Raw genomic sequence first — 24513 nt, forward strand, 5'->3', positions numbered from 1 at the left:
TGACAACAAGCAATCAGCACTTCGAGTAACAGTGTTTCACTGCAATCTATCTGCCGGTCTTCTTCTAAGCTGGCATCCGTATATAAAAGTCCATTCAGATGTCAGCTATGCAACGATCACTAGAAGCTGACTGTTTATGAGACAATCATTTGCAGATCTTCGTACTTGAAGTTCAAACCCTTGTAGCTTACGCCTCTACCACAGCCTTCTTAGGAGCGACGTAGTTGTAGATGATAGGAATCAAGTAGAGGATCACGCAGATAGCGATCAACACTCCACCCTGAGCGACATTGACAAGGTTGCCGAAGAGAATGGCGATCCAGGAGAAATCTGCATCGGAGAACGTAGTCCCAACATACCCGAGGGTGCTGAAGACAGGCATTGCGAGCATCGGTAAGAAAGTGATGAGAAGGCCGTGCGCAAATGCGCCGACTACGCAACCCTTGATACCGCCCTCAGCATTGCCAAATACTCCAGCGGTGGCGCCACAGAAGAAATGAGGAACAACACCTGGGAGAATGAGGGCAACCGGAATAAATACATTGATTCCGTTGAGAAGGGCCAGACCAACGAGGCCGCCGACAAAGGAAGAAAGGAATCCGATGATGACTGCATTGGGAGCATACGTAAATGCAACAGGGCAGTCCAGCGCTGGTTTTGCACCGGGAACGAGCTTGTCTGCGATACCTTTGAATGCGGGGACAATCTCACCGATGATCAGACGAACACCGGAAAGGATGATGTAGACGCCGCCCGCAAAGCTCATGCCGGAAGTCAAAGCCCACACGATCCAGTTTGTCTGGGTTTCGGTGCCGATGTTGAGCAGCGTACCCAAATTTTTAACGGTCAGGCCATAGGGAGCAAGTAATGCAGTAGCTTCTTCGGCTGAAATGCCTGCAGGAACGATATTGAGAATACCTCTTCCGACTGCAACGGCTGTGATGATAATAAAGAAGACCATCATGGTAAGGGAGATGGATACAGTAGTATCACGCAGGAAAATAAGACGTTTCGGGAAATTAACCTCTTCGGTGCTCTCGCGCTTAGGATCTTTTGCGAAGAGTTTGCCGATCTGACCAGCAAACCAATAACCGATGCCGCCAAAATGACCAAGTGCTACCCCATCAGAACCAGTAACCTTACGGAAGGTAACCTGGCAGTAAGCTGGTGAAAGGACCATGATAAGCCCGAGCAAACAACCGCCGGCAATGTAGAGAGGAATACCTTCAAGATGTCCTGCTCCGCCGAGAATTACAGCGAGCATACAGGCCATATACAGCGTGTGGTGACCAGTCAGAAAAATATATGGCATCCGTGAAAAGCGAGCAAGAATGATGTTGAACAACATGCCCAAAGCCATAATGATTGCAGCGCTGGTACCAAAGTTCTGAAGAGCGTCAGCTACAACAGCTTCATTATTTGGAACAACACCCTGCATGTTAAATGCATAGTTGAAAATCTCACCGAATGCATTTAAGGAACCGGACTGCAGGAATGCAGAACCTGCAGTCAGAACCAGGAAGCCTACGATGGTTTTGATGGTTCCCTTAACAACGTCTTCTGCTGGTTTACGTTGAAGTACTAAACCAAGCAGAGCCAACAGGCCAACCAGAATGGCTGGTGTAGACAGAATGTTGACAATAAAGTCAAGAATGGCCATTAACTCCTCCTTCTTTCTAAACCCGACCTTTTATGCTTAAAGCCATCGCAAACATACCCCCCCTGTTCGCGTTAGCCATCTGCACTAACAGTGAAGTTGACAAAAAAGTTGTAGACATCATCGGCAGTCTCAGCGTTTGCCACACGCCTGATGTTTTCTGCATCCGCAAACATCATCGCTAAGATGCGCATGACATCAAGATGGGAATTGGGGTCAGTGGCTGCAAGCGTCACGAGTACGCGGACAGGATCGCCACCTTCTTTAAAAACGGTACCGTGACGTAAAACGGTTACGGCAAGTTGCTTTTTAAGGGCTCCCTGTTCCGGACGTGCATGAAGAAGTGCCAAATCAGGTACCAGTACGAAGTAAGGCCCAAGCTCAAGTGCATTGTTGATGATGCCGTCTATATATGCAGGCGTCACGTATCCCCCGTCCACCAGCGGCTGCGCAGCAATATGTACTGCCTCTTTCCAGTCCTTGCATGAGTCAACAATCTGAACATTCTCTCGTTTGAGCATTTCCTTCATTGCTTCCATTGAATTCTCCTTTATGTGTATGAATTGTGGAGCAATACTTCTTTAATTGATAACAAACAAGAACAAGCAGGATCTCTTTTCTGTTTCTCCTTCGAATGACTTTATATTATTCCATATTATTCCAGTTCTTTCCAGATTTATTTTTTATTTTCCCCATATTTATTGTTCCTGGTAGAAATGATCCCTAAAAATGGGAAAATTCTATTACATGAGAAATACGAATGCGAGCGACGTGATGCAGGGACTAAAGACTCTGCCTAAGTTACGCAAGCAATAAACCTAAACATGGAATCAATGTTGCAAGGAGGTAGGACAGAACATGTTTCGCAGCGAAAGACGAAATGAAATCATGTCTCTTATTCGCCGCGATGGGCGTGTGACGGTGACTTCTTTAGCCAGACAGTACGGAATAAGTGAGGATAGTATCCGCAAAGATCTGCAGGAACTTGCACGCCAGGGTTTCTGTAAGCGTGTGTACGGGGGTGCTGTATTACCTGATGGAGAGGAACCAGAATCAGACATCCAAGACGATTCTTATAGCAATGTGCAAATAAACTCGCAAGGGGCTGCATATGCAACTGTTCCCCGCGAAATACCCCATACCCCAAGTTTGCATGATCGTATATCTCAGTTACGTCATGCAAGATCCGTATACCCAGTCAATGTCAGCCAGAACAACACTGCTAGTCCAAGATCTGATACACAATCCAAAGAGAGTTTGGAAAGTTGTGCAAATACAGTCCCAACAAGTGAATCCTCTCAGGTGCCATCAGCATCCCAACAGTATTTTTCTGCACAATCAGCGTTTTCACAAACGCCGTCATTTGATTCAGCTTCAGAGCAAGCCTTAGCAGAACCAGGCAAAGAAGATCTCGGGCGTATGGCAGTTGCCAGGCGAGCATACTATGAAATCAATGACGGGGATACCGTCTTTCTGGATATCTCACGTACGAACATCTATATTGCGCAGCTTATTGCCGCAGGCAACAAACGGGTTATTGTTACCTCAAATATGCTCGATGTATTACGTATCTTGTCAAATTTACCTCATGTCACCGCATTGGGCACTGGTGGGTTTTTGAACTCAGAACTTAATGGATTTGTAGGCTCAGCAACCATAAGTCTTATAGAGCCGCTTCTCTTCTCCAAAGCTTTTATTGGTGCCAGCGGCATAAACCTTAAACAAAATGCGGTGACTTCAAACGACATTGATTCCGGTGCTACAAAGGAGCACATCATTCAAAAAGCATCATATAAATTCTTACTTGCTGATGCTGAAAAGTTCAACTATTCAAGTGCCTATCGGTTCGCTTCGATCAATGACTTCTCTGCCGTCATCACGGATTCAACGGACCCTCACGTATTTGCCAGGCTGCGGAGATTAGCAGTACCTGTACTTAGGGCTGGATCATAAGAGAAACCATGGTGCTTTTCTTACTCTCTGTTAGACCACGATTGACCTGAGAAGGACCCAATGTTGTCCGAGCCTTTACCTACAATGTATGTCGCCAAACAAAGACATCGAGAAACGGGAGGACCCGGAAGGACTCAATAATACTGCAGCGGATCGAGAAGATGGGCATCGCGGAAAAGCGTGAGCTCCTAAAGAGGCTGAAGGCCCCCACCACTAAGAAGATGGCTCGATCTTTGCTAGGGAAACGATGATTAATTCGCCTCGATGAGGTCACTGGGGCTGCACGCTGTATGCCACCGGCTCAAAATGTCTCGAACCACACAGTGCCCATACCCACATAGATGCCTATCTGCCTGCGGATATGTTATAATTACAGCAACGTATTCCAGCATATCCAAAAGGAAGATATGGGCAGACAGATGAGCTTTTAGGACCTTAAATCCTAAGGTCTAAGGAGAAAGACCAGGCGGAAGGCACTCCTGGAGCGGATGGATACAATCGTTGTGTGGGACAGCTGGATTGCACTAGTAGATACCAGCTACCACAGACAGGCTCTTGTCAGGCATGTGCGCGCTGTAAAGACGAAGCATAAGGATGTATCCTGCTTTAGGTAATGTTTGCTCTCTTAAGACGAGGAAACCTAAGGATGCTATCCTGGATTGCCACTCCTGGTAGCACTTCTGTGCACGTAGACCTCATGTCTGAGCAGGTGCCAGATGCTACGACACTTGCGAAGAGGTGCCATAGCCTCGAGCGGCAGGGACTCGGTAAAGCTATGCTTCACGACCTGAATTCGGAGCTCGAGAAGGCAGGGATCACGGCGCGGGGCGGCTCCATTGTGGATGCGACCTTCACCTGGGCTCTTAAGCTTAACGAAGAACAAAGACCTTGCACGCGACCCTTAAAGCGCACCAGTCCAAGAAAGGGAAGGAGTGGCGTATCTGATACAAGGCGCATAGCGGCGTGGATGCCGCAGGTGGCCTTGTGCATGGTGTGGAGACGATTGCCTAGAATGTATCCGACATATCCTGTGGCACACACACTCGTAAGGGAAGATGATAGGTTCTGCTGCGCAGACTTTAGGCTATATAGGTATAGCGAAGCGCCCTTAAGGACGCACACACCTCTCATCTATGCGCTAAAGCGTTGCTAAGGAAGCCTTCGACCATAGAAGGCCTTGCCTGTGCACTCTTGTCCGAAAAGGGCATCGAGTCCAGGAAGGCATGCGTTCGCTCAAAGGCAGAGCATCCCTTCCTTATCGTGAAGCGGCGCTTCGATCCCCTTAAGGAAGCGCTACCGGGGATAGAGAAGATGCCTGCACACTCGAGTCTCTCTCGCCCTTGCAAACCTTACCCATGTGCATCTTTTGCCGGCAGGCTGCACCTCCCGGCTCCCAGAGTCGCTTGATCCGTCTTGGAGCCTTTTGCCGGATTGCGGTGCATGGGGCATTAATCATCGTTTCCCTAGACTGTTAGACTGTACTTTATGATACTTAAGCGCTACCGCTTGCACAGACACATACAGCACAAGCTGTAGCTGAGACAGGAAAGCTTGCTGTATCCGGTTGTCCTGTCAAGACCAGCACACCAAACACAGGCAAAGGGTTTGCACAGCACAGAGGTGTCACACAGACACTGAAAGCTGATTTTCTGGTTGTGTCGAAAAAAGTGGTGTATAAGAGGGAAGCTACGAGAAGACCATCGCCGGTCCTAGAATGTCGGTTGCATCGATGACGACACAAGGGAACGACGATGGTCAGCTCAAACAGTATACAGCGTGGGGACCCGCAGCTGAAGGAGGTCCTGCTCGGTTTCTTAGACAGCGCCTCGAGCCTGTGTAACATGATGAACACCACCATGGCTGCCATACTCAACGAGATCATGTCCATCCAGGCAAACGAGGCGTGCGGGGCCGAGAGCGGCACTCGCTGCGGCTATCGCGACCGCGGTCGGGACGCTCCCGCTGATGGTGCCCAAGCGACGCTGCGGCTCGTACTTCCCGACCGACCTCTTTAAGCGCTGCATCGCGCACTGAGTGCGCGCTGGCCGAGATGTATATCACCGCCACCTTCACGCGCAAGGTCGAGAGGGTGGACTCCCTGTCCAAGGACCAGCTCTTGCGCCTGCGCGCGGTGGTAGAGGATAAGGTGGACGCGTTGCTGGCGAGGGGGTGCTCGCCGCTCCGCTTCGCTTAGCTGTTCCTTAACGCCACCTACGTGAGCTGGCGCGTGGGAGGGAGGCCTTCATCGTGGCGATCGGCGTCGGCGACGACGATCAGCGCCACTTCGTGGGGTTCACGTGTGTGAATTCAGAAAGCTACGCCTCCTGGCGCGGGTTCCTGCAGGACCTCGAGCAGCGCGGAGTGATCATGAAGCTGGCGATTTACAAGTACGAGAGAGCGGCATAAAGTTACGCCAACGCAGGAGGCTGCCGATATCGAGACTGGCGCAGCCCTACTCTTACACCACAAAACTCGACACAATCGATTTTCTCTTCTGTCTACCTTATTACCCGTGACAAAAAGCGAGCGTTGAAAGACACCTATGGCCCTATCTAAGAGTACCTCCCAAAGCATACAAGCTTTCCTGATATCACCTTATCTGAAGTCAGATAGCTCTATACGAATGCTATCAACCTAAGACCACACCAGATGCCTCGCTAACAAGACACCCTGGGAAGTCTTTCGCTCTCAGACATTGCAGTTGATAGGAGAATTCAAGAAATAATAGAAATCATTGCAGCTTTGGCATACGGTAAAGGTAGGAATTCGATTTACCGACATTGGAGCATACGCTATGGATCTCCCTGAGCAGACCTTAATCAGTAACTACAAGAGTGTGCAGCGACGCATCGCAAATGCCTGTGAAAAGGCCCACCGTGACCCGAACGAGGTGCAGCTGCTAGCGGTCAGCAAGACTCACCCAATTGACGATATCCAAGCCCTCATGAAACAAGGGCAGCGCTCCTTCGGCGAAAACTATGTCCAGGAGATCAACAAGAAGTATGAGTCCTTAGGCGACACAGTCGACTGGCAGATGATTGGCCACCTGCAACGCAACAAGGTGAGGTATCTGATCGACAAAGTGAGCATTATCCACTCGGTCGACACTGTAAGATTGGCACAGCAAATTGATAAGGAAGCGGCGAAGCACGACACAGCAGTGGACGTGCTGATGGAGATCAACATCGCGCAGGAGGAGTCCAAGTGGGGCTTCTCAGAGGCTGAGGCGATCGACGCCGCACAGGAAATCGCTCAGTTCCCCCATGTACATCTGAAGGGAATCATGACCTCAGCACCAATTACCGAAGACCCTGAGGCCAACCGTCCCTACTTCAAGGGCATGAAACAGCTCGCCCAACGCATCGATGCGGCGCATATCCCAGGCGTCGAAATGAATGCGCTATCGATGGGGATGACGAAAGACTTTGAAGTCGCGGTCGAGGAAGGTGCCACAATCGTTCGTATCGGTACCGCAATCTTCGGTGCACGGCACTATGCCAATAAAGACAAGTAAGCATAAGCAGTCGTTCAATATACGGCATCAAAGGAACTAGGGGCGCGCCTTCTTTAGATGAGCACGCTCTCTGTTTACCGCAACAAAGAAGGCATACTGCTGCATGATACCCGCCGTGTCCCCATAGGAAGGAAACGGATTGACACCCCCATAGTAGTTCTTGATTATCTTTCCGATCCAAGTGTCGACCGGGCACAGCGCCGTCCTACCATAGGCAAAGAGTGCCACACAGCTCGCCACCTTGATGCCCACACCCTGAATTGTCTCCAACTGCTCAATCATCTCATCGTCGGGAACCTGTGCAAGTCCTTGGAGATCAATCTGTCCTGAGCACACCTTCTCAACCGCGTCACGCACATAGGGTGCCCGATAGCCCAACTTTGCTGCGCGCAGGTCTTCCTCTGAAGCTGCCGATAACTGTTCCGGCGTCGGAAAGAGATGCAACTCAGGTTCCAGATCTGTAGGATGTGGTGAGCCGTAGCGGAGGGCAAGGGTATCGACGCAGGAACGGATTGCCGGGATGGACTTTCGCTGTGAGCAGATAAAGGTAATGAGGGTCTCGAAAAGATCCTGCTTCAGTACCCTGAGCCCCCGTGATATCCGCGCAGCTTTGGTCAGAAACGTATCGTCCGCCGGGATGGAGCGCCTGATCTGTTCGTAGTCACGGTCAAAATCAAAGTAGCGGTGCCAGATTCGATTCCATTCCCCTGCCGTGCAGGAAACCAAATACTGCGACTCAGTATCAGGTACACTGCGAATGTAGAGCACGTGGTCAAGGTCAATAAACCGATAGACCAGGCTGTCAGCTATCGAAGCAGTCTGCTCTGGAGAAAGCCGAACCGCCCGAAAACACTGCCCACTGTTGATAATCTTTTCCGCATCAAATTCTCCGTCGAAATGAACCACAGTTTTGAATGTCCTCATACTGAGCTCCTATAAGACGCCCCATGTCTGAATGGTTGGGATTATAGCCCGACACACATCGAACAATCGAACAGGCGACTACCGTGCTCCTCCTACACATGAAAGCAAATTCAACAGTATGGAGCAATTGTATTTGTGCATCTCAATAAAAACTGGCTCTGCAGTAGTTCATATGGGTGCCGATCCAGCAAAGTGCCAGCCCTGGCACGGAAATCACGCAGATATGGAAGGGGCGGCTCCATGAGGGGCCGCCCTGTGCTTCTCTCCTCTAGGGAAACGATGATTAATTCCCAATAATGTGCCAGAAAGGACCAGCCACGTGGCCTTTCGCGGCCGACATAGGCATTAATCATCATTTCCCTAGATTCGACTTTGCCAAAAGTATTCCGGACCGGAGGAAGGGCTGCGCATGGAAAAGATTTCTACGCTGGGCGCTCGGGCTTGTGAAGACGGTCGTGCTCGGAGTCCGCATCGAAAACGGAGGGCATCGTGGTCTTTGCAAGGCCGCACAGGAAGGAGGCGCTGCGCTGCGCCGTATGCGGCAGGAGATGCGCCTGCCATGACCATCTCGGCATACGCCGATGGCGCGCCATGGACCTCGGAAGCTCGATGGGCTCAGGCGCAAAGGTATAAGACAAGACGAGCTACAAGAAGGGCCACAGATAACTCACGGTCGTCGTCGACCATGTCGGGGGATGCCTCGTCTGGGCGCACGAGAGATACACGACAAGGAGGTGCTGTCCCTCTTCCTGGATGAGCTCAAGCGCTCCGAATGGCAGGCAGCGCGCAACCTCGCCGAGGAGGCCTCCCGCATCAAGGAGAGCGGGATGAGCCCTGTCAATATAATGGACAGAGAAATCTCAGATTTTATGCGGTCTGCATCGCCTTTGGATCGTATGCAAGGCCTCTCTCGAGGCGCTCGAAGAACTCCTGCATCACCTCTGCCGGTACGCGATCTCCTATGGACTTATGCGGGCGGAAGCGGTTGTAGTACGACTCGATTAAACTCGTGTGCCTTGTGCTTGGTCGTGGATGCATCTAAGAGGCGCTCATGGTAGTACCATTCGTTCTTGAGCGTGGCGAAAAGCGATTCGGCGAGCGCATTGTCGTGGCAGCTTCCGGTTCTCCCCACGGAGAGCCTCACGTCGGGTACGGCTGAGCAGGCGGCGAGCTTTGAGCTTATGTACTGGCTGCCTGGGCTGCTTAGAATATGGCCCCTCCAGCCACGTATCCGCGCGAATATGCCATCTTCAGGGCAAAGACGACAAGGCCTGCCCTCATGTTGTCCTGTATGCTTCAGCCCACCACCATGCGTGTGCACAGATGGTGCGCGACGGTAAGATATATAAAGCCTGCCGTGGTCCTGCGATAGGTTGTATCGCCCACGAGCTTGGCTGTCGGAACAGGACACGAAAAGCCGCGCCGGGTGAGGGCGGGGCGCTCGGGGGTATCAGGTGCGGGCAGCGTCGTTCTCTTGGAGGCATTGGATCAGATGCCGCAGATGCCTAGCTTAGCCATGCACCTGCGCACGCGGTAGCGGGTCGTGCCTGTAAATTTTGCGTAACTTCGGATCTCCTGTGAGCTTGGATCAGACCTAGCAAAAGCTAAAGCGCCTGTCGCTTTCCTCCCATATCGCGCAGATGGCTTCCTTGATAGGACCCCATAGGTCCTCACCGCCTTTGGCCTTGAGCCATCTGTAGAAGTGAGCCCTGCTCACCTCCAGTACGCGTGCCATCATCGAGACGCTATAGGTTGCCCTCTTCTCCAGCATGAGCTAAAACCTGTCCTTCAACAGAGGCTTCCGGCGAAGAAGGCTGCCTCTTTTTTAGGAACTCATTCTCGCTTTCGAGCTCGTGTATGCGCCTGTTGGCCCTGTCGAGCTCCTTGTGCTCGTCGGTCCTTACCTGGGTGACCCTTTTGGTCTTTGAGTGCTTGATGACCCAGTCGTTTAAGGTCTTGTCGTTGGCCTCAAGCTTCGCGGCGCATCCTCTGATGCTCTTCTTCGGGTTGGCCTTACGTGCCTTCCTGTAGTAGTCGATAGCCTCAAGGCAATACTTCTTCAGTGTAGTGTTTGGGTGTTTCCGGCTTCGTGCGGGACTTTGCCTTCTCTATCTCGCTTGCGCTTAGCGACATCTCATCGCTTCAATCTGCTGGTGTTGGTAGGTGGGTATCTGGACAGAGCATATCTGTTGCCAGTCCCTGCTGTCCCACTGTCCACCAAAAGATTACAGCTCAGTATGCACTCGCGAAGAATCCCGAGAACCTGACCGCACGGCAGAGGGAGAAGCTCTCGGAGCTGAAGCGCGCAGAGGGCCATCTTGCACGGGCATGGACGCTCAAGAAGGACCTTAAGGGCCGTCTTCCGCGCAAAGGATGCGCATGAGGCAGAGGAGCTGCTCGATGCCTGGCTGAAGGCCGCCGCATACTGCAGGATCGCGCCTGTGGGCGGCGTCGAGAAGAAGGTGAGGTGCAGGCATGCAGATGTGGTGGCCGCTGTCGACCTCGGCATCGGCAACGGGCGTGTCGAGTCGATCAACAACAAGATCAAGGTGACGGTGCCTATGGGCTATGGCTTCAGGAACATCGACAGCCTGGTATCGCTGCTCATGCTGCGCTGCTCCGACCTGTAGCCTGCCATGCCCTGGGAGGACAGGGCCGAGGAGGCAAGGAAGGTCGAGGCAAGGAGGAAGCGCAACAGGGAACGCTTGAGGAAGCGCCGGAAGGAGCGCTCCGCCTCTGCCGCCTAGCCTTCAGCCACAGGAATCAACGAAGGCTCGAAATTTTAGAGCAGAAACCCGAAAAGAAGTCATGCTCAAAGACGAAATTCTGACTTGACTAAACATAAGACTCGCAGATGCCAGATGCTTCGCTATCCGACGGGATGTGCGAGTCTGGTGGGGGACGTGCCCCCGGCGCCTTGACCCATGACAAAACCGACTTGATCGGTGTCGCTTTTGTGATCTGTCGGATGCCCGGGGCGCAAATCCACTAGGGCCTTCGCCCTGACGGCTCCCGTGACCGAAGAGAGGCCTGATGCTGACAGGCATCCCCCTACTGTTCTGATCGAGAGGCAAATGGTAGAGGCGATCGTTCAGCCGTAGGCAGTTGAAGGTCGCCCATGCAACAAGGACAGGTGGAAAGGGTCATCTACGTTGGCGTCGACACCGGCGGGACGGAGGTCGAGCGTACCTTCTTCCCGACGAGCAGGCGGGGGTGCGCCGAGATGCTCGCGTGGGCCCGCTCGAACGGCGAGGTGGCCCACTTCGGCGTGGAGTGCACAGGGACCTACGGTGCCGGAGCTGCTTTAAGCACCTCTCGCGCGAGCACGTGCAGGTCGTCGAGGTGAGCACCCCCGACCGCTTCGTCAGGCGCAGCAGGGACAAGGACGACGCCGCGATGGCGCACAAGGGCGCCAGGAGCGGGGCACGGTACGTGACAGTAAAGGGTAGGGACGACATGGTCGAGAGCCTGCGGGTCCTGACCAGGGCGAGGGCATCCGCACTGAAGGCGCACAAGGCCGCAATCGAGCAGATCCGCTCCCTGATTGTCTCGGCTCCCGACACCGTGTGCGACCAGTAGTGCGCGATGACAACCGCCCGCCTCGTCCCCAGGTCACGCTGCATCAAGGTCGGGCGCGTCCGGCTAGCGCGACCCTGCGCTCGCCCACGCACATCGCCCTCAAGGCGCTCGCCGGTAGCTACCAGGACCTCGACGATAAGGTGGGCGAGCTCGGTGCAACCATTGGGGCCATCCTCGAGGAGAAGTGCGTCGGCTCGCGGGGCACTGTCCAGCTGATGATCAGAGTGGGGGACAATCCGGAGAAGCTCAAGCAGCGAGTCGTCGTTCGCGATTGCTGTGCGGGGTGGCAGCGCGTCCTGTGTCGTCGGGGCTCACGACACTCTACAGGTTCAACAGGGGCGCTGGCAGGGCAGCGAACAGCGCAATACACATCGCTGCGCCAGGAAGGCTGCAGATAGACGACAGGACTCGCGCTTAGGTGCCTCACAAGATGTCTAAGGGACACTCCAAGCTCGAGGCGATACGATGCGTTAAGCCGTTAAGCGATACATAGCGCGCGAGCTGTACTACGACATCATTGCCCAGAGTCGCATGCTCAAAACGACTTGACAATTAGAAGGCATCACACTGAAATGGGCCTCGGGGTCCTCGATGCCCTTCTCCCTGAGCGCATCCAGGTAGCCCAGCGCCTTTACCGACCTGTTCGCGGTATGCCTGCACTCCGGGTCCCAGTGACTCTCGTAGATCTGGAGATAGAGCCCCTTTTTGTTGCGCGTCCTCTTGAGGAAGTAGGCCATCTGCCACCCCTGTCAGACGAAAGCACCATAGCACCATGTATATATTCCACCAGGAAGCAGTTTCCGGATTAAGCTTCAAGGCATGAAAAAGCCAGCTCAGGGCTGGCTTTCTGGGTTCCGGACCATGTTCCAGATCCTGAAGAATTATGGTGCTAAAAGCTAAAGACGGGCAAACTACAGATTTTATCTAATTTGCACTAGCCTTTTTGTCTCCAATAAGGTACAAAAGATAGTGACTTGAGTGAGAGGGACTCAAGATATTCATCAATACTTAAATCCGTAAGTATTGCGAGCGAGAGGATTTATTATGAAGGCAACAGTTTCTGAGGATTGTATCGGGTGCGGTATGTGCGCAAGCTCCTGCCCTGAGGTATTCGGAATCGGTGACGACGGCACCGCTTCTGTCATCGTAGACGAAGTCCCGGATGACGCCGAGGATTCCGCACAGGAAGCAGCCGACAACTGCCCGGCAAGCGCAATCACGATCGAGTAGCATCTATCCAGATTGACAGAAGGCGAAGGCATTTAAGCCTTCGCCTTTTTTGTACTCTAAGGAAGTCTATACCATATGATTCTTGCTTCACAGTCTCCCAGACGTCTGCAGATCCTGCACGAAGCCGGCTTTACCCCTGAGATAGAGCCCGCCGACATCGATGAGACACGCAAGCCTGATGAAGCCCCACGTGACCTTGTGCGCCGCCTCGCCACCGGCAAAGCTCAGGTCATTGCTGACAAATATCCCAATGAGCTGATCCTTGCTGCTGATACGATTGTCTGGTTAGCAAACGGTGAAGTCTTGGGCAAACCGCACGATGCAAAGCACGCCAAAGCGATGCTCCATAAACTGTCCGGGGTAACCCACTTTGTCTCCTCCGGTGCCTGTGTGATCGACCAAAAGAGCCACTACGAGAAAAATCTTGTCGATACGGCACAGGTCACCTTCTATCCCCTTTCCGATACTGAAATTGACGCCTATGTCGCTTCAATGGAGCCTTTTGATAAGGCAGGTGGTTACGGCGTACAGGGCATCGGACGTCTGCTGATTCAGAACATTGAAGGGGATTTCTATACGATCATGGGGCTGCCGATCACCCTCGTCGTACGGGAATTGCTAGCTCCCGTAGCCCCGTCTACGATGCTTGAGGACCTCCTGAAAGGAACCACAGTATGCCTGTAAATCATTTGCGTGATCTCAACAATATCTTTATCGGACACGCCACCAATAAAGAAGCAGGAACCGGTTGCACAGTAATTGTATGCCCCGAAGGCGCCACTGGTGGGGTGGATGTCCGCGGTGGGGCACCTGCCACCCGTGAGACCGATCTGCTTCGGCCTGAGGAGACCGTACAGATCCTCAATGCAGTTATCCTTTCCGGCGGCTCAGCCTATGGACTTGCCGCCTCAGTCGGCGTCGCAGAAGAGCTTGAGCGGCGTGGCATGGGACTGGATGTAGGCGTCGGCGTGGTTCCGATCGTCTCCGGAGCCTGTCTCTTCGACCTCACCTGTGGAAAGGCGGATGTCCGCCCTACCGCAGAAGACGGCGTCAATGCGGTACGTGCCGCCTTTAACGAACGCGAGCAACCGCTTGAGCGCGGTTGCGTAGGCGTCGGTACCGGATGCACGGTCGGCAAGCTGGCCGGCATGGAGCGCGCCATGAAATCAGGGATCGGCGAGGCCGTAGAAAACACTGGAAAGCTCACGGTCGGAGCTTTATCTGCGGTCAATGCTGCCGGCAATGTCGTTGACCCTCACACCCTGCAGCCGATCGCGGGTTTACTCTCCCCTGATAAGACACAGATCCAAGACGAGGAACAGGCACTGATCGATCAGGGGGACAACCTGGTGATGCCCTTAGAGCGCACCAATACCACGATCTCCTGTGTCGTCACCAATGCGAAGCTCACGAAGCCACAGGCTACCAAAGTGGCACAGATGGCCGCTGACGGCTATGCCCATGCGATCTGCCCGACCCATACCTCAAACGACGGGGATACGATTTTCGTGATGTCAACCGGTGATGTGCAGGCTCCAATCGACCTGGTGGGGACTATGGCAATGAGAGCCATCCAGGGAGCCATCGTCGATGCGGTCAAACAGGCCACAAGCTCCTACGGGCTCATCGCCGCACAGGATCTCTAGAATCACATTCTTGGACGCTTGCACGATAATGTGCGCTTTGTGCCTAAGAGACCATTACTCATGGGGAAATATCTGGCTCTTTGTGATTTTGCTGATCGTCAGCATCATCGGTATCAAGCTAACCTCAGCCAATTGATACTCCCATGGTCGTATACTGAGGGCATGCGGAGCGTCCTACTCCGTATGCCTGGGGACAGACAGAAACGTTGTAAAGCACCGGGATCCTCCAAGACAGAGGTGCACAGCTTTCTGTATGTCCCCTATTTCTGCTGATAGGGAAACGATGACTGGACAGTTGTATTGCTGTTATCGGCACGTGAGAGCCAGGTAGCGGACTATAGGACTATATATCTATATGAGTGTTACGAGGCTCGTGAAGGACGTACCAGGTCGGATACTGCGCTCTTAGGTGTTCCAGGCACGGGTAACCTCTGCCGGCACCCCCCCCACGGGCACGATGAAGTTTTTGCCTTTTGGCCCATAACCGTCTGCGGTATCCGTCAGCCGTGGAGCTTCCCCCATCAGCAGCTCTAAGTAGTGGTCCCTGCACCACGTACCGCGCGGTTCATTCTTAAACGCCCAGGCAGGGCTTGCTCCTTCAGCATCGACCACGACCTTCGCCTGATAGGAGGCAAAGCTCAAGGTCCTGATATCAGGCATCTCTTTGGCTGCCACAGCAGTGATGCGCTGCTGCATCGTCTCATCACCCATCAGGATCATGGACTGGCACGAAACCTTGTACGCTGCCAGCAAGTCCCGCAGGCTGGTGATGTTGTTGCCACAGTTGGTGGATTTCGTCTCAAGCAGATCAGCGTGGAGCCCACAGATGTACTCCAGATAGGCCTCGAAGATCTCCGCCTCTGAGGCAGAATCGGAGAACTCCACTGCAACACACAGGTTCCGTACGCTCTGGCGAAAGGCAAGCGTCGCGTGGCCAACCCCACCGTCGATTACGTAGGTTGTGGCAATGCCGTTGCGCATCGCCTGCGCGAATTGATCCGCGCCTGCCAGAATCACTCCCCCGAAGAGCACCAGCACATCCACCTGAGGTATCCCAAACACCCTCTCACTTGCGGCAGCCGTCAGCTCCTCAATATCCTGCGCACCCACGAACCGGGCGATCGTATCCATATCCTGAGCTATCTGTTCGAGCTGCTGCGCTGCGTGTACTGTATCCATAGGTCAACCTTACTGACTGGGAGTACTGCTCATCTCTAAGGTACCAGTAAACCAAAGCTGCCTCCTGATTTCATTTCGGGAACTAGGAGGCAGTTGATACGTGCTGTATAGGAATACTAGTTAAATTTCACAAGCTTTGCAGCCATGTGGAACATACCGATCGTGGCCTTTTTGCCCGTCTCTGACGGGAGGTTCGTGGCGATGCCGACCAGACCCATACGGGCCCGGCGGTACATCTTCGGGTCGTAATACTTGAGCTCAGTCCAGATGTTCTTGAGAGCTTCGTCAGCGCCCGGCTTCTCAGAGAGTTTCGAGAAGATCGAGCACGCCGCCATCATCAACGTGAAGTAGTTCATCATGTAGTTGCGCAGTTTTGTCTGCTTTACATCATCGTACAGATGGTAGGAGTGCATCATGATGCGCGTGATGCGCAGCTGTTGGTCCACTCTGCTCGTCATGACCGACTCGTTGACGGATTGATCCTCACGACCGATAAAGTAACGGTAGAGATCGACATCCAGGTAGTAGAGGGTCTTGACACGGGGCAGCGGCACAAAAGCGTAGATGTTATCCACGTAGAAGGTGTGCGCCGGCATCGGGATGCCACCGTTGAGCAACAGATCGCGGCGATAGCACAGCGAGTGCATCAGCAGGTTCTGCGCCATATTGAAGTGGCCGATCTGATCCCACGTCATGATCTTCCCCTTCGGGAGCGCAAACCCATAGTTCACGGTCGTGTGGGTCCCATCCTCCACGTGTTCATACACGTAGTTGGAGATAACGAGATCGACGCGGGTATCCGTCTTGATAAAGGTACGCAACGTGGTCAGCAGCGCCTGGAAGGCCTCTTTGTCGATCCAGTCATCGGAGTCGACGACCTTGTAGTAGACACCATCGCCGCTCTTCAGGCTGGAGAGCACGGCGATACCGTGGCCGGAGTTCGGCTGGTGGACCGCCTTGATGATCGTGGGATACTCCTTGGCCCAGTCGTCCGCCTTCTGGGGCGTGTCGTCCTTGTTTGAGCCGTCGTCGACGATGATGATCTGAACGTCCTCGGCGTAATCGCTCCCCTCCAGGATAGAAGAGATGCAGTGGTCCATATACGCCGCAGAGTTGTAGCAGGGAATGCCAAAAGTTATTGTTTTTTGCACAGCGACTCCTAATGATGCGAGATTATATCATCGGAGAGCTCGAGGGCAGATTCGGTGACCCCATCCATATCATAGTAACGGTACTCCGCCAGACGGCCCACCGGGTGGAAGTTGACGAGCTTCTCAACACGGCTGCGGTAGCACTTGTAGAGCGCGATGTTGTCTGGGTCGTTGATAACGTAGTAAGGCGTCTCGCCCATACCCGGCAGATAGGCGCGTGAATACTCACGCATGATGGTTGTCTTGCCCGGAACCACCTGCCCGGTCATATTCTTGAATTCAGTGATACGGGTGAAGTTCTCAGACACCGTATAGTTCACGGTACCGACCGGCTGGAAGTGGTCAATCGGAAGCGTCTCAAAGACCATATCCACCGTGCGGTACGGCAGTGCCCCTTCATCGAATCCAAAGAGCTCATCCAGAGCGCCGGTATAGATAACCTCTCCACCGTACGGTTTGTCGCACGCCGTAATCGTCGTGTCGTTGAGCTTCATAATGTCACGCACGTCGACATTCAGATACACATCGATCAGGTCGTGGTTGAGCAAGTTCTCGAAGAGCCTGGTGTAGCCCTCTTTCGGCATACCCTGATGCGGCGCCTGCGGAAAATAGCGGTCGTCGTCGCCGATAAAGACTGGAACACGGCCCATCACAGCCGGGTCGATCTCATCCGGGGTCTTGCCCCACTGCTTCATCGTGTAGTGGAGGAAGATGTTCTCGTAGACGTAGTCTGCGACTTCCTCGAGCTCAGAATCGTCCTGCTCACGCAGATCCATGATGGGAACCTTTTTGTCCTGCCCGAAGGTCGCGACGAGTTTCTGGTAGAGGTTCTCACCCTTCTCCTCTCCGAAGGCCAGCTTCAGTGACTGGTGGTTGAAGGGCACCGGCATCAGCGCGCCATGGATGTTGGCAAGCACTTTGTGCTGATAGTCAGTCCACTCGGTAAAGCGGGAAAGGAATGTGTGCACACGGTCATTGTAGGTGTGGTAGATATGGGGACCGTACTTGTGAACCAGAATCCCCGCCTCATCGTAGTAATCGTAGGCGTTGCCTGCGATATGGTTGCGCCGCTCTAAGACAGCGACCTTGAAGTTGCAGGCTTCCGCGAGGCGGCGTGCGCATACAGCACCTGCATACCCCGCGCCGATCACCAACGCGTCGTAGGTATCAGGCTTAAAATCTTGTGGCAGACCTTGTGTAATGCTCATACTACCTCTCAGACTGACTCTGTATATGAGTCCCTCTTTTTACCTAATTGAAAACGCCCATCGACCAACGTATTCTTTGAAGATTCTAGCACGCATCTCTATAAGAGGAACCGCTTCCTCACCCTAAACAGTGAGAAAGCATATCTAAAGTACCTGCTTTTTATCGCAGGGTGCAACAAAGAAGATTCCTACCTTGCAGGAGTACCTTGAACACTCCTAATCAGGCTGTCTGATAGAGGCAATCTAGCTCTGATTCGGAATAGTTCACCCGGTATGTGGTAGTCCAACATCTCTCTTGGCAACGAGCTACACCAGGCTTCGACATGATGTCTTGAAAAGAGCAGGTGACACTGTGGTCCCCTTAAGGGATGAGCCTGCAGGCTACGCTGTTGTGCCGCACAGTAGTCCCCTTGTTACAGGAAGTGTAGGAGGTGGACACAGCAGATGAGCGTCGTTGAGATGTCCTTTAGCTGTAAGAGTCTACAAACTCAGGAGCCCCTGTCAGCTGTGATGGTTTTGAAAGATAGCGTAGCGGTGCTTGCTGCAGTGGCCCTGTAGCTTTCTGAAAGCCTGTATGGCGCTTGGCAGCTGTTGTATCCAGGACAGGGATGGATGAGACACTCACGGCTCAGACACTCAGACAAGGTTAGGTGTGCCTTATCGCCTTTGGTCTTGTGCCTTAAGACCAAATCGCACCCCCCTTGTGCCTAACCTCAGGCGTGCGCATCGTGTCTTTGGGGGCGCTTTTCAAGCTTGTGGCGAGCTCTTCTTTGTTCTGGTGGACAGGCGACCTGCACCTTTAAGCTTTTCAGGCAGGCTATAGTTGTGGATACCCAGCAAGCTTTGGTCAGTGTAGGTATAAAGCGTCCTTCTACACCCCACAATCGTTACGGACAAACTCCCCTGCTGCCCCTGAGCGGTTGCAGCACGCCTCAGATGACCAGCCACCTTCGAAGAGGTAGCCCTCTACACAGTGTGTGAGCTAAGAGCTCTTCAGAAGATTCTGTTCTGTGACAACAGCTCTTGCGTCTTTCCTTACAGATGCCTGCCCTTGTTTGGCTCTGTGGCGCACTGCCTTAGCCGTGGCAGAGCTCGACCCTGCCACGTAGCTGATGGAGCATACAGGCTAACTGAGCTCTCAGGCAGATACTTCTCAGCAAAGCCATCCTTCTCAGGCAGCTCTGTAGTGTGACCCGCTCTTCAAATGTAGAGCTTCTGCTGCGCCTCAATGGTAGAATGTGGGCAGTCCATCTGTTACCTTCACTAGATTGTTGTTGTGTGGTGACTCGCATGCTATCAGACAGGTTCAGCTGGACTTTTCCCCCTTAGGTGTTCAAGTTGATAGTACAGTCGGCGCAACAAAGGAGATTGATTTGAGCAAGTTTCTTGACCAAATGAAGGAAAAGGCGAAGAGCGATCTGAAGACCATCGTTCTTCCTGAGGGTGAAGATCCCCGTACCATCGAGGCAGCCAAAGAGATCATCAAGGAGGGCCTCGCAAAGCTCATTATCCTCGGCGATCCGAACAAGATCAAGGTCGACGGCGCTAAGGTTATCGACCCGGTCACCTCTGACAAGCATGAAAAGTATGCGCAGGACTTCGCTGAGCTGCGCAAGAAGAAAGGCGTCACCCTTGAACAGGCGCGCGAGCAGATGAATGACTTCACCTACTTCGGCACGATGATGGTTAAAGAGGGGGATGCCGACGGCCTCGTGTCCGGTGCCTGCCACTCCACCGCTAATACCCTGCGTCCGGCCCTGCAGATCCTGAAGACCGCCCCGGGTACCAAGCTCGTCAGCGCTTTCTTCATTATGTGCACCAAGAAGCCGGAGTACGGCGACAATGGCACCCTCCTGTTTGCAGACTGCGGCCTCAACATCGATCCAGATGCCGAACAGCTCTCTGAGATCGCACTGGCCTCCGCCAACTCCTGGAAGCGCTACATAGGCTCCGATCCTAAGGTCGCTATGCTCTCCTTCTCCACGATGGGCTCCGCCAAGGGCGACGTGCCTGAGAAAGTTCAGGAAGCTACGAAGCTCGTAAAAGAGAAGGATCCTTCTATTGCGCTCGACGGCGATCTTCAGCTCGATGCCGCAATCGTCGAGCCCGTTGCAAAGCTCAAAGCACCGAAGTCCACGGTCGCCGGCCACGCAAACGTCCTGATCTTCCCGGATCTGGAAGCCGGCAATATCGGCTACAAGCTCGTCCAGCGCTTCGGAGACGCTGAGGCCTACGGCCCGATCCTGCAGGGCATCGCCCGCCCGGTCAACGACCTCTCCCGTGGTTGCTCCGCTTCCGATATCGTGGGCGTCGTCGCAATCACCGCGGTTCAGGCACAGATGATGGACTAGTACGCGCTCACACACATACATTGAATACGATCAAAGGGACCGAGGAGTTCAAACTCCCCGATCCCTCTTTTAGCACCTATAGTCCTTCGAACTAGTTCTTAGGATGCGGGCCTGCAGCCTTGACTTCCGGTTTCATGTTCGGATAGCGCTTGTTCGCGTTGTCCTCAAACATGCCGGCGAGCTTGTTAGCCTGCTTGTCGTAAGCGTCCTTGTCCTTCCAGGTGTCACGCGGGTTCAGAACTTCGCTCGGGACATTCTCGATGAACTGCGGGACATCGACGTTGAAGACCGAATCATGGACAAACTCAGCGTTCTCGATGGAACCACTGAGCGCTGCAGTGACCATCGCTCTCGTGTAGCGCAGCTCCATACGGTGTCCCACACCGTAGGGGCCACCGGTCCAGCCGGTGTTCACGAGATAGACTCTCGTGTTGAACTTCTCCATCCTCTCGCCGAACATATCGGCGTAGAGCATAGGGTCGAGCGGCATGAACGGCTCACCGAAGAGCGTCGAGAAGGTCGGGGTCGGCTCCGTGATGCCACGCTCGGTGCCCGCAACCTTGGAGGTGAAGCCGGAGATGAACTGATACATTGCGGCATCCTTGCCCAGCTTCGAGATCGGAGGAAGCACGCCGAAGGCGTCAGCAGTCAGAAAGATCACGACCGAAGGAGGGTTACCGGTGCCGGCAGGGTCGGAGTTGTTGATGTAGTTGATCGGATAGGCGACACGGGTGTTCTGGGTATAGCGGGAATCGCTGTAGTCAGCTACGCGCTTGTCGTCGAGCACGACGTTCTCACAGACAGAACCGAAGCGGATCGCATTGAAGATGTCCGGCTCGGTCTTCGGGGTGATATCGATGCACTTGGCGTAGCAGCCGCCCTCGAAGTTGAAGACGTCGTCGTCGGTCCAGGCGTGCTCATCGTCGCCCACGAGCACACGGGAAGGATCTGCGGACAGCGTAGTCTTGCCGGTGCCGGACAGGCCGAAGAAGACGCACGTGTCACCGGTCTTCGGGTCCTTGTTGACTGAAGAGTGCATCGGCAGCACGTGATTCTCCTTGACCGTGAGGTAGTTCATCACAGAGAAGACGGACTTCTTGATCTCACCGGAGTAGCGAGTACCCATGATGAGGATGATGCGCTCATGGAAGTTGATAACGATGGCGGCCTCAGAGTTGGTACCGTCCGTAGCCGGGTCAGCCTTTAGGGTCGGTGCCGCAAGGACGGTGAAGTCAGGCTTGCCGTAGTTTCTGAGCTCATCTGCGGTCGGTCTCACCAAGAGCTGGTGCACAAAGAGCGCCTGGCTAGCGAGTTCGGTGACCACGAGGAACTTTCTCGAATACTTTCTGTCAGCACCTGCCATAGCGTGGGTGACGAAGATATCCTCGCCGCAGAGGTGGTCAACCATCTTCTGCTTCAGATGGTCGTACTTCTCAGAGCTGATAGGCACGTTGACGGAGCCCCACGCGATATCGTCATGTACATCCGGGGTGTCGACGATAGATCGATCGTGGGGGGAGCGTCCGGTGTACTTACCGGTCTTGACTCTCACCGCACCCGTTGAGGTGAGGATTCCTTCGTCCCGCTTGATAGCCTCTTCAACAAGTATCGGTGTCGGCGCGTCTGCCAACACGGTACCCTCCGTATGAATACCCAATTGAGTGAGCTCATTTGAACACATTGTTTTCTACCTCTTTCCAACCAATGTCTTCTGCGGAGCATTCCATTGCCATAGTAAATCTTACTAAAACGTTTCACCATCTTCGTAATTATTAACACAACGTAAGCAAATGAGGAAATTTAATTGTTAGCCTTGCGGCGGATATTAAACGTGCTAAGGGGGATATATTTTACTTAACCACCGAATAGTAAGTCGGTGGAATTGCAACCTCTGACAGCTCAAGGAGGTCAGTATGTCTCAAACTACTATCCAATCAGATCATGTCACAGCTACCCTCGATTCCAAGGGGGCACAGCTGGTAAGCCTACAATTGAACGGGACGGAATATCTTTGGCAGCGCGATGAGAGATGGTGGGGGCGCTCTGCCCCGATCCTGTTCCCGATCGTGGGCGTCTTGAAGGATGATACCGCGACCTCAGCGCAGGGCGATATCCATCTCACCCGACATGGGTTTGCCCGTGATATGGAGCATGAGCTCGTCGAAAAAGACAAGAATATGGTGCATTACCGAGTGATCTCCACACCGGAGACCCGTGAGGCCTTCCCTTATAACTGGATGCTCGAGATGACCTACGAGATCGTCAATGGCGTCTTCAGCCAAACCTACACGGTGACCAATACCGGAAGCGTCAAGCTCCCCTTCACCCTGGGCGGGCACCCGGCTTTCGATGTACCGGTCCGGAAGACCGATGAGACCTTTGACGACTACGAGCTGAAATTCAGCAAACCTTTTGATATCAAAACCGTAAGCATCAATGCCGATGGCATCCACAACTTCAAGAAGGTGGTGACCCTGGTGGAGCACAGCGACACGCTACCGCTCTCCCATGACCTCTTTGAGAAGTATCTGACCCTCACCTTTGAGAGCGTGCCGGACAGCACCGTCAAGCTCGAAGGCAAGAAGAGCCAGCACGGCGTCGAGCTTCACTTTGAGGGTTTCCCGTATCTCGGGGTGTGGTCCGCTGAGCATAAGGCGCCCTTCGTAGCGGTTGAACCTTGGGTCGGCGTTGCCGATTGTGAGGACGACGACGGAGTGTTCGAGCACAAGCGCGGCATCCTCACGCTCGATCCTCGCCAGAAGCTGAGCCGTACCTTTACGATCCGCCCATTCTAATGCGGTAGGTGTACTCGCACAGCTCTAACGTTTAAGGCTCCGCCGTTCAGATGAACGGCGGAGCCTTTGTTGTTGCTCAGTCACGCTATCGAAGTATCTTACTTTGAGAGCAGCTCCTCGACGTCGAGGGCGATCATGAGCTCCTCGTTGGTCGGGACAACCAGGACCTTGACGGAAGAATCATCCGCGGAGATGATGCGCGGATCATCGCTTCTGACGGCGTTTTTCCTGTCGTCGAGCTTCACGCCGAACCAAGCGAGCTGATCCACGATACCCTTACGCATCGTGTCGGAGTTTTCGCCGATACCCGCGGTGAAAACCATCGTGTCGAAACCGTGCATGGATTGCGCCATCTCGGCGATCAGCTGACTCGTGCGGTAATAGAACATCTCGAGCGCCATCTGGCAGTTCTTGTTGCCCTCAGCGGCGCCCTTCTCGATGTCGCGGGAGTCGGAGGAGACACCGGAAAGCGCGAGCAGGCCAGACTGCTTGTTCATCATCGTATCGACCTGGTCGACCGTGTAGTGGCCCTCCCGCTCGAGGTAGCAAACCGTTGCCGGGTCAATGGTGCCGCAGCGGGTACCCATGATCAGGCCGTCGAGCGGGGTCAGGCCCATCGTGGTGTCCATGGAGTGACCATCCTGAATCGCGCACAGGGAAGCGCCGGAGCCTAAGTGGCAGCTCACGAGCTGGTGGACGTCACCGTTCAGGAACTTTGAAGTCTCTCTCCAGATGTAGCGGTGAGAGGTGCCATGTGCACCGTACTTGCGGATGTGGAACTTGTCAACCACGTCACGCGGCAACGCATAGCGGTAGGCCTTCTCAGGCATGTTGTAGTGAAAGGCGGTGTCCGTCACGATCACATTGCCGATGTTCGGGAACATCCTGTGGCAGATGTCGATAACGTCAGCTTCTGCATAGTTGTGAAGCGGCGCCAGAGGTGCTACCTCGCGGACCCAACCCAGCGTCTCATCGGTTACGACCTTGGACTCTGGGAAGTACCAGCCGCCCTGAACGACGCGATGGCCGATGCCGCCGATCTTGTTCGCATCGATATCGGCATCCTTCAGGATCTGAAAGACGTGCTTGACTGCGACCTCGTGGTTCGGAAGTGCAACTTCTAACTTTTGCTTCTCGCCGCCGTTTTCCTCATGGCCGATAAAGGAACCGTCGATACCGATACGCTCACAGTTGCCCTTGGCAAAAACCTTGCGGGTCTTGGTGTCGAGCAGCTGATATTTGAGCGATGAGCTGCCAGCGTTGATTACGAGTACAAGCATCCAATCTCCTTCATGCTAAGTCTGTGCTGATAGCCTTGCCTCACTT

27 protein-coding genes are annotated in these 24513 nt (G+C 53.8%); 15 read left to right on the forward strand and 12 right to left on the reverse strand.

The annotated features are described in order from the left end of the window. Positions 1-187: 187 nt before the first annotated feature. Both J4859_RS09725 and J4859_RS09730 read right to left on the reverse strand, forming a co-directional pair. Positions 188-1660 (reverse strand): PTS ascorbate transporter subunit IIC, encoded by a 1473-nt coding sequence (locus J4859_RS09725; protein WP_212329439.1) that lies wholly within the window; start codon positions 1658-1660, stop codon positions 188-190. Between the two features lie 71 nt (positions 1661-1731). After that, positions 1732-2196, reverse strand: coding sequence for a PTS sugar transporter subunit IIA (locus tag J4859_RS09730; protein ID WP_212329440.1), 465 nt, complete (start codon positions 2194-2196; stop codon positions 1732-1734). Between the two features lie 319 nt (positions 2197-2515). Here J4859_RS09730 and J4859_RS09735 point away from each other — a divergent pair, with 319 nt between their 5' ends. From J4859_RS09735 to J4859_RS09755, 5 genes are all read left to right on the forward strand, one after another. Then, entirely contained in the window at positions 2516-3610 is a 1095-nt protein-coding gene (locus J4859_RS09735; protein ID WP_212329441.1) for a DeoR/GlpR family DNA-binding transcription regulator, read from the forward strand. Between the two features lie 1751 nt (positions 3611-5361). Further along, positions 5362-5625 (forward strand): hypothetical protein, encoded by a 264-nt coding sequence (locus J4859_RS09740; RefSeq protein ID WP_212329443.1) that lies wholly within the window; start codon positions 5362-5364, stop codon positions 5623-5625. Positions 5626-5660: 35 nt separating this feature from the next. Beyond that, positions 5661-5804, forward strand: coding sequence for a hypothetical protein (locus J4859_RS09745; RefSeq protein ID WP_212329140.1), 144 nt, complete (start codon positions 5661-5663; stop codon positions 5802-5804). Positions 5805-5830: 26 nt separating this feature from the next. Next, a complete protein-coding gene (locus J4859_RS09750) occupies positions 5831-6016 on the forward strand; it encodes a transposase (RefSeq protein ID WP_371812245.1) in 186 nt (61 codons plus the stop codon). Positions 6017-6404: 388 nt separating this feature from the next. Continuing rightward, positions 6405-7124, forward strand: coding sequence for a YggS family pyridoxal phosphate-dependent enzyme (locus tag J4859_RS09755; protein WP_212329447.1), 720 nt, complete (start codon positions 6405-6407; stop codon positions 7122-7124). A gap of 36 nt (positions 7125-7160) precedes the next feature. Here the strand turns inward: J4859_RS09755 and J4859_RS09760 are convergent, their stop codons facing one another. From J4859_RS09760 to J4859_RS09775, 4 genes are all read right to left on the reverse strand, one after another. Then, the gene (locus J4859_RS09760) at positions 7161-8048 is read right to left on the reverse strand and encodes a DNA-3-methyladenine glycosylase (protein WP_212329450.1); all 888 of its coding nucleotides are present in this window, start codon (positions 8046-8048) and stop codon (positions 7161-7163) included. A 422-nt stretch (positions 8049-8470) separates the two neighbouring features. Beyond that, positions 8471-8623 carry a hypothetical protein gene (locus J4859_RS09765; protein ID WP_212329452.1) on the reverse strand — a complete coding sequence of 51 codons (153 nt, stop codon included), beginning with the start codon at positions 8621-8623 and terminating at the stop codon, positions 8471-8473. Positions 8624-9015: 392 nt separating this feature from the next. Then, positions 9016-9192: an integrase core domain-containing protein gene (locus J4859_RS09770; RefSeq protein WP_212329454.1), complete on the reverse strand. Its 177-nt coding sequence runs from the start codon at positions 9190-9192 to the stop codon at positions 9016-9018. A gap of 450 nt (positions 9193-9642) precedes the next feature. Further along, positions 9643-9819, reverse strand: a complete 177-nt coding sequence (locus tag J4859_RS09775; protein ID WP_212329455.1) for a helix-turn-helix domain-containing protein — start codon at positions 9817-9819, stop codon at positions 9643-9645. A 318-nt stretch (positions 9820-10137) separates the two neighbouring features. Here J4859_RS09775 and J4859_RS17735 point away from each other — a divergent pair, with 318 nt between their 5' ends. The 5 genes from J4859_RS17735 to J4859_RS09800 all read left to right on the forward strand — a co-directional run bounded on the left by J4859_RS17735 (position 10138) and on the right by J4859_RS09800 (position 12025). Continuing rightward, positions 10138-10431 (forward strand): transposase, encoded by a 294-nt coding sequence (locus J4859_RS17735; RefSeq protein ID WP_371812246.1) that lies wholly within the window; start codon positions 10138-10140, stop codon positions 10429-10431. Then, complete coding sequence (locus J4859_RS09785; RefSeq protein WP_212329457.1) at positions 10367-10678, forward strand: transposase; 312 nt, start codon at positions 10367-10369, stop codon at positions 10676-10678. Before J4859_RS17735 ends, J4859_RS09785 begins: the two co-directional genes overlap by 65 nt. 488 nt (positions 10679-11166) lie before the next feature. Continuing rightward, positions 11167-11394 carry a hypothetical protein gene (locus tag J4859_RS09790; RefSeq protein ID WP_212329458.1) on the forward strand — a complete coding sequence of 76 codons (228 nt, stop codon included), beginning with the start codon at positions 11167-11169 and terminating at the stop codon, positions 11392-11394. After that, positions 11391-11627 (forward strand): hypothetical protein, encoded by a 237-nt coding sequence (locus tag J4859_RS09795; RefSeq protein WP_212329459.1) that lies wholly within the window; start codon positions 11391-11393, stop codon positions 11625-11627. The genes J4859_RS09790 and J4859_RS09795 overlap by 4 nt, the downstream gene beginning before the upstream one ends. Then, on the forward strand, positions 11627-12025 hold the full coding sequence (locus tag J4859_RS09800) for a hypothetical protein (RefSeq protein WP_212329461.1): 399 nt from the start codon (positions 11627-11629) through the stop codon (positions 12023-12025). The genes J4859_RS09795 and J4859_RS09800 overlap by 1 nt, the downstream gene beginning before the upstream one ends. Before the next feature lie 108 nt (positions 12026-12133). On the opposite strand, the gene J4859_RS09805 is transcribed toward J4859_RS09800, so the two are convergent. Continuing rightward, positions 12134-12364: a hypothetical protein gene (locus tag J4859_RS09805; protein ID WP_212329463.1), complete on the reverse strand. Its 231-nt coding sequence runs from the start codon at positions 12362-12364 to the stop codon at positions 12134-12136. A gap of 307 nt (positions 12365-12671) precedes the next feature. Between J4859_RS09805 and J4859_RS09810 the strand changes: the two genes are divergently transcribed. From J4859_RS09810 to J4859_RS09820, 3 genes are all read left to right on the forward strand, one after another. Next, the gene (locus J4859_RS09810) at positions 12672-12857 is read left to right on the forward strand and encodes a ferredoxin (RefSeq protein ID WP_212329465.1); all 186 of its coding nucleotides are present in this window, start codon (positions 12672-12674) and stop codon (positions 12855-12857) included. A 75-nt stretch (positions 12858-12932) separates the two neighbouring features. Further along, complete coding sequence (locus J4859_RS09815; RefSeq protein ID WP_212329467.1) at positions 12933-13541, forward strand: nucleoside triphosphate pyrophosphatase; 609 nt, start codon at positions 12933-12935, stop codon at positions 13539-13541. Then, a complete protein-coding gene (locus J4859_RS09820) occupies positions 13532-14503 on the forward strand; it encodes a P1 family peptidase (RefSeq protein WP_212329469.1) in 972 nt (323 codons plus the stop codon). Before J4859_RS09815 ends, J4859_RS09820 begins: the two co-directional genes overlap by 10 nt. 405 nt (positions 14504-14908) lie before the next feature. On the opposite strand, the gene J4859_RS09825 is transcribed toward J4859_RS09820, so the two are convergent. From J4859_RS09825 to glf, 3 genes are all read right to left on the reverse strand, one after another. Next, entirely contained in the window at positions 14909-15682 is a 774-nt protein-coding gene (locus J4859_RS09825) for a hypothetical protein (RefSeq protein WP_212329470.1), read from the reverse strand. Between the two features lie 116 nt (positions 15683-15798). Further along, the gene (locus J4859_RS09830; RefSeq protein WP_212329471.1) at positions 15799-16833 is read right to left on the reverse strand and encodes a glycosyltransferase family 2 protein; all 1035 of its coding nucleotides are present in this window, start codon (positions 16831-16833) and stop codon (positions 15799-15801) included. Between the two features lie 8 nt (positions 16834-16841). Then, the gene (gene glf / locus J4859_RS09835; protein ID WP_212329472.1) at positions 16842-18041 is read right to left on the reverse strand and encodes a UDP-galactopyranose mutase; all 1200 of its coding nucleotides are present in this window, start codon (positions 18039-18041) and stop codon (positions 16842-16844) included. A 1367-nt stretch (positions 18042-19408) separates the two neighbouring features. On the opposite strand from glf, the gene pta reads away from it, so the two are divergent. Beyond that, entirely contained in the window at positions 19409-20392 is a 984-nt protein-coding gene (pta, locus tag J4859_RS09840) for a phosphate acetyltransferase (protein ID WP_256436874.1), read from the forward strand. Between the two features lie 91 nt (positions 20393-20483). Here the strand turns inward: pta and pckA are convergent, their stop codons facing one another. Further along, positions 20484-22073, reverse strand: coding sequence for a phosphoenolpyruvate carboxykinase (ATP) (pckA, locus tag J4859_RS09845; protein WP_212329474.1), 1590 nt, complete (start codon positions 22071-22073; stop codon positions 20484-20486). Positions 22074-22305: 232 nt separating this feature from the next. On the opposite strand from pckA, the gene J4859_RS09850 reads away from it, so the two are divergent. Continuing rightward, complete coding sequence (locus tag J4859_RS09850; protein ID WP_212329475.1) at positions 22306-23187, forward strand: aldose 1-epimerase family protein; 882 nt, start codon at positions 22306-22308, stop codon at positions 23185-23187. 98 nt (positions 23188-23285) lie between these two features. Here the strand turns inward: J4859_RS09850 and J4859_RS09855 are convergent, their stop codons facing one another. Next, positions 23286-24467 carry an acetate/propionate family kinase gene (locus tag J4859_RS09855; protein WP_212329477.1) on the reverse strand — a complete coding sequence of 394 codons (1182 nt, stop codon included), beginning with the start codon at positions 24465-24467 and terminating at the stop codon, positions 23286-23288. Positions 24468-24513 lie beyond the last annotated feature (46 nt).

It is taken from the genome of Atopobium sp. oral taxon 416 (assembly GCF_018128285.1).
Taxonomy (GTDB): Bacteria; Actinomycetota; Coriobacteriia; order Coriobacteriales; family Atopobiaceae; genus Olsenella_L.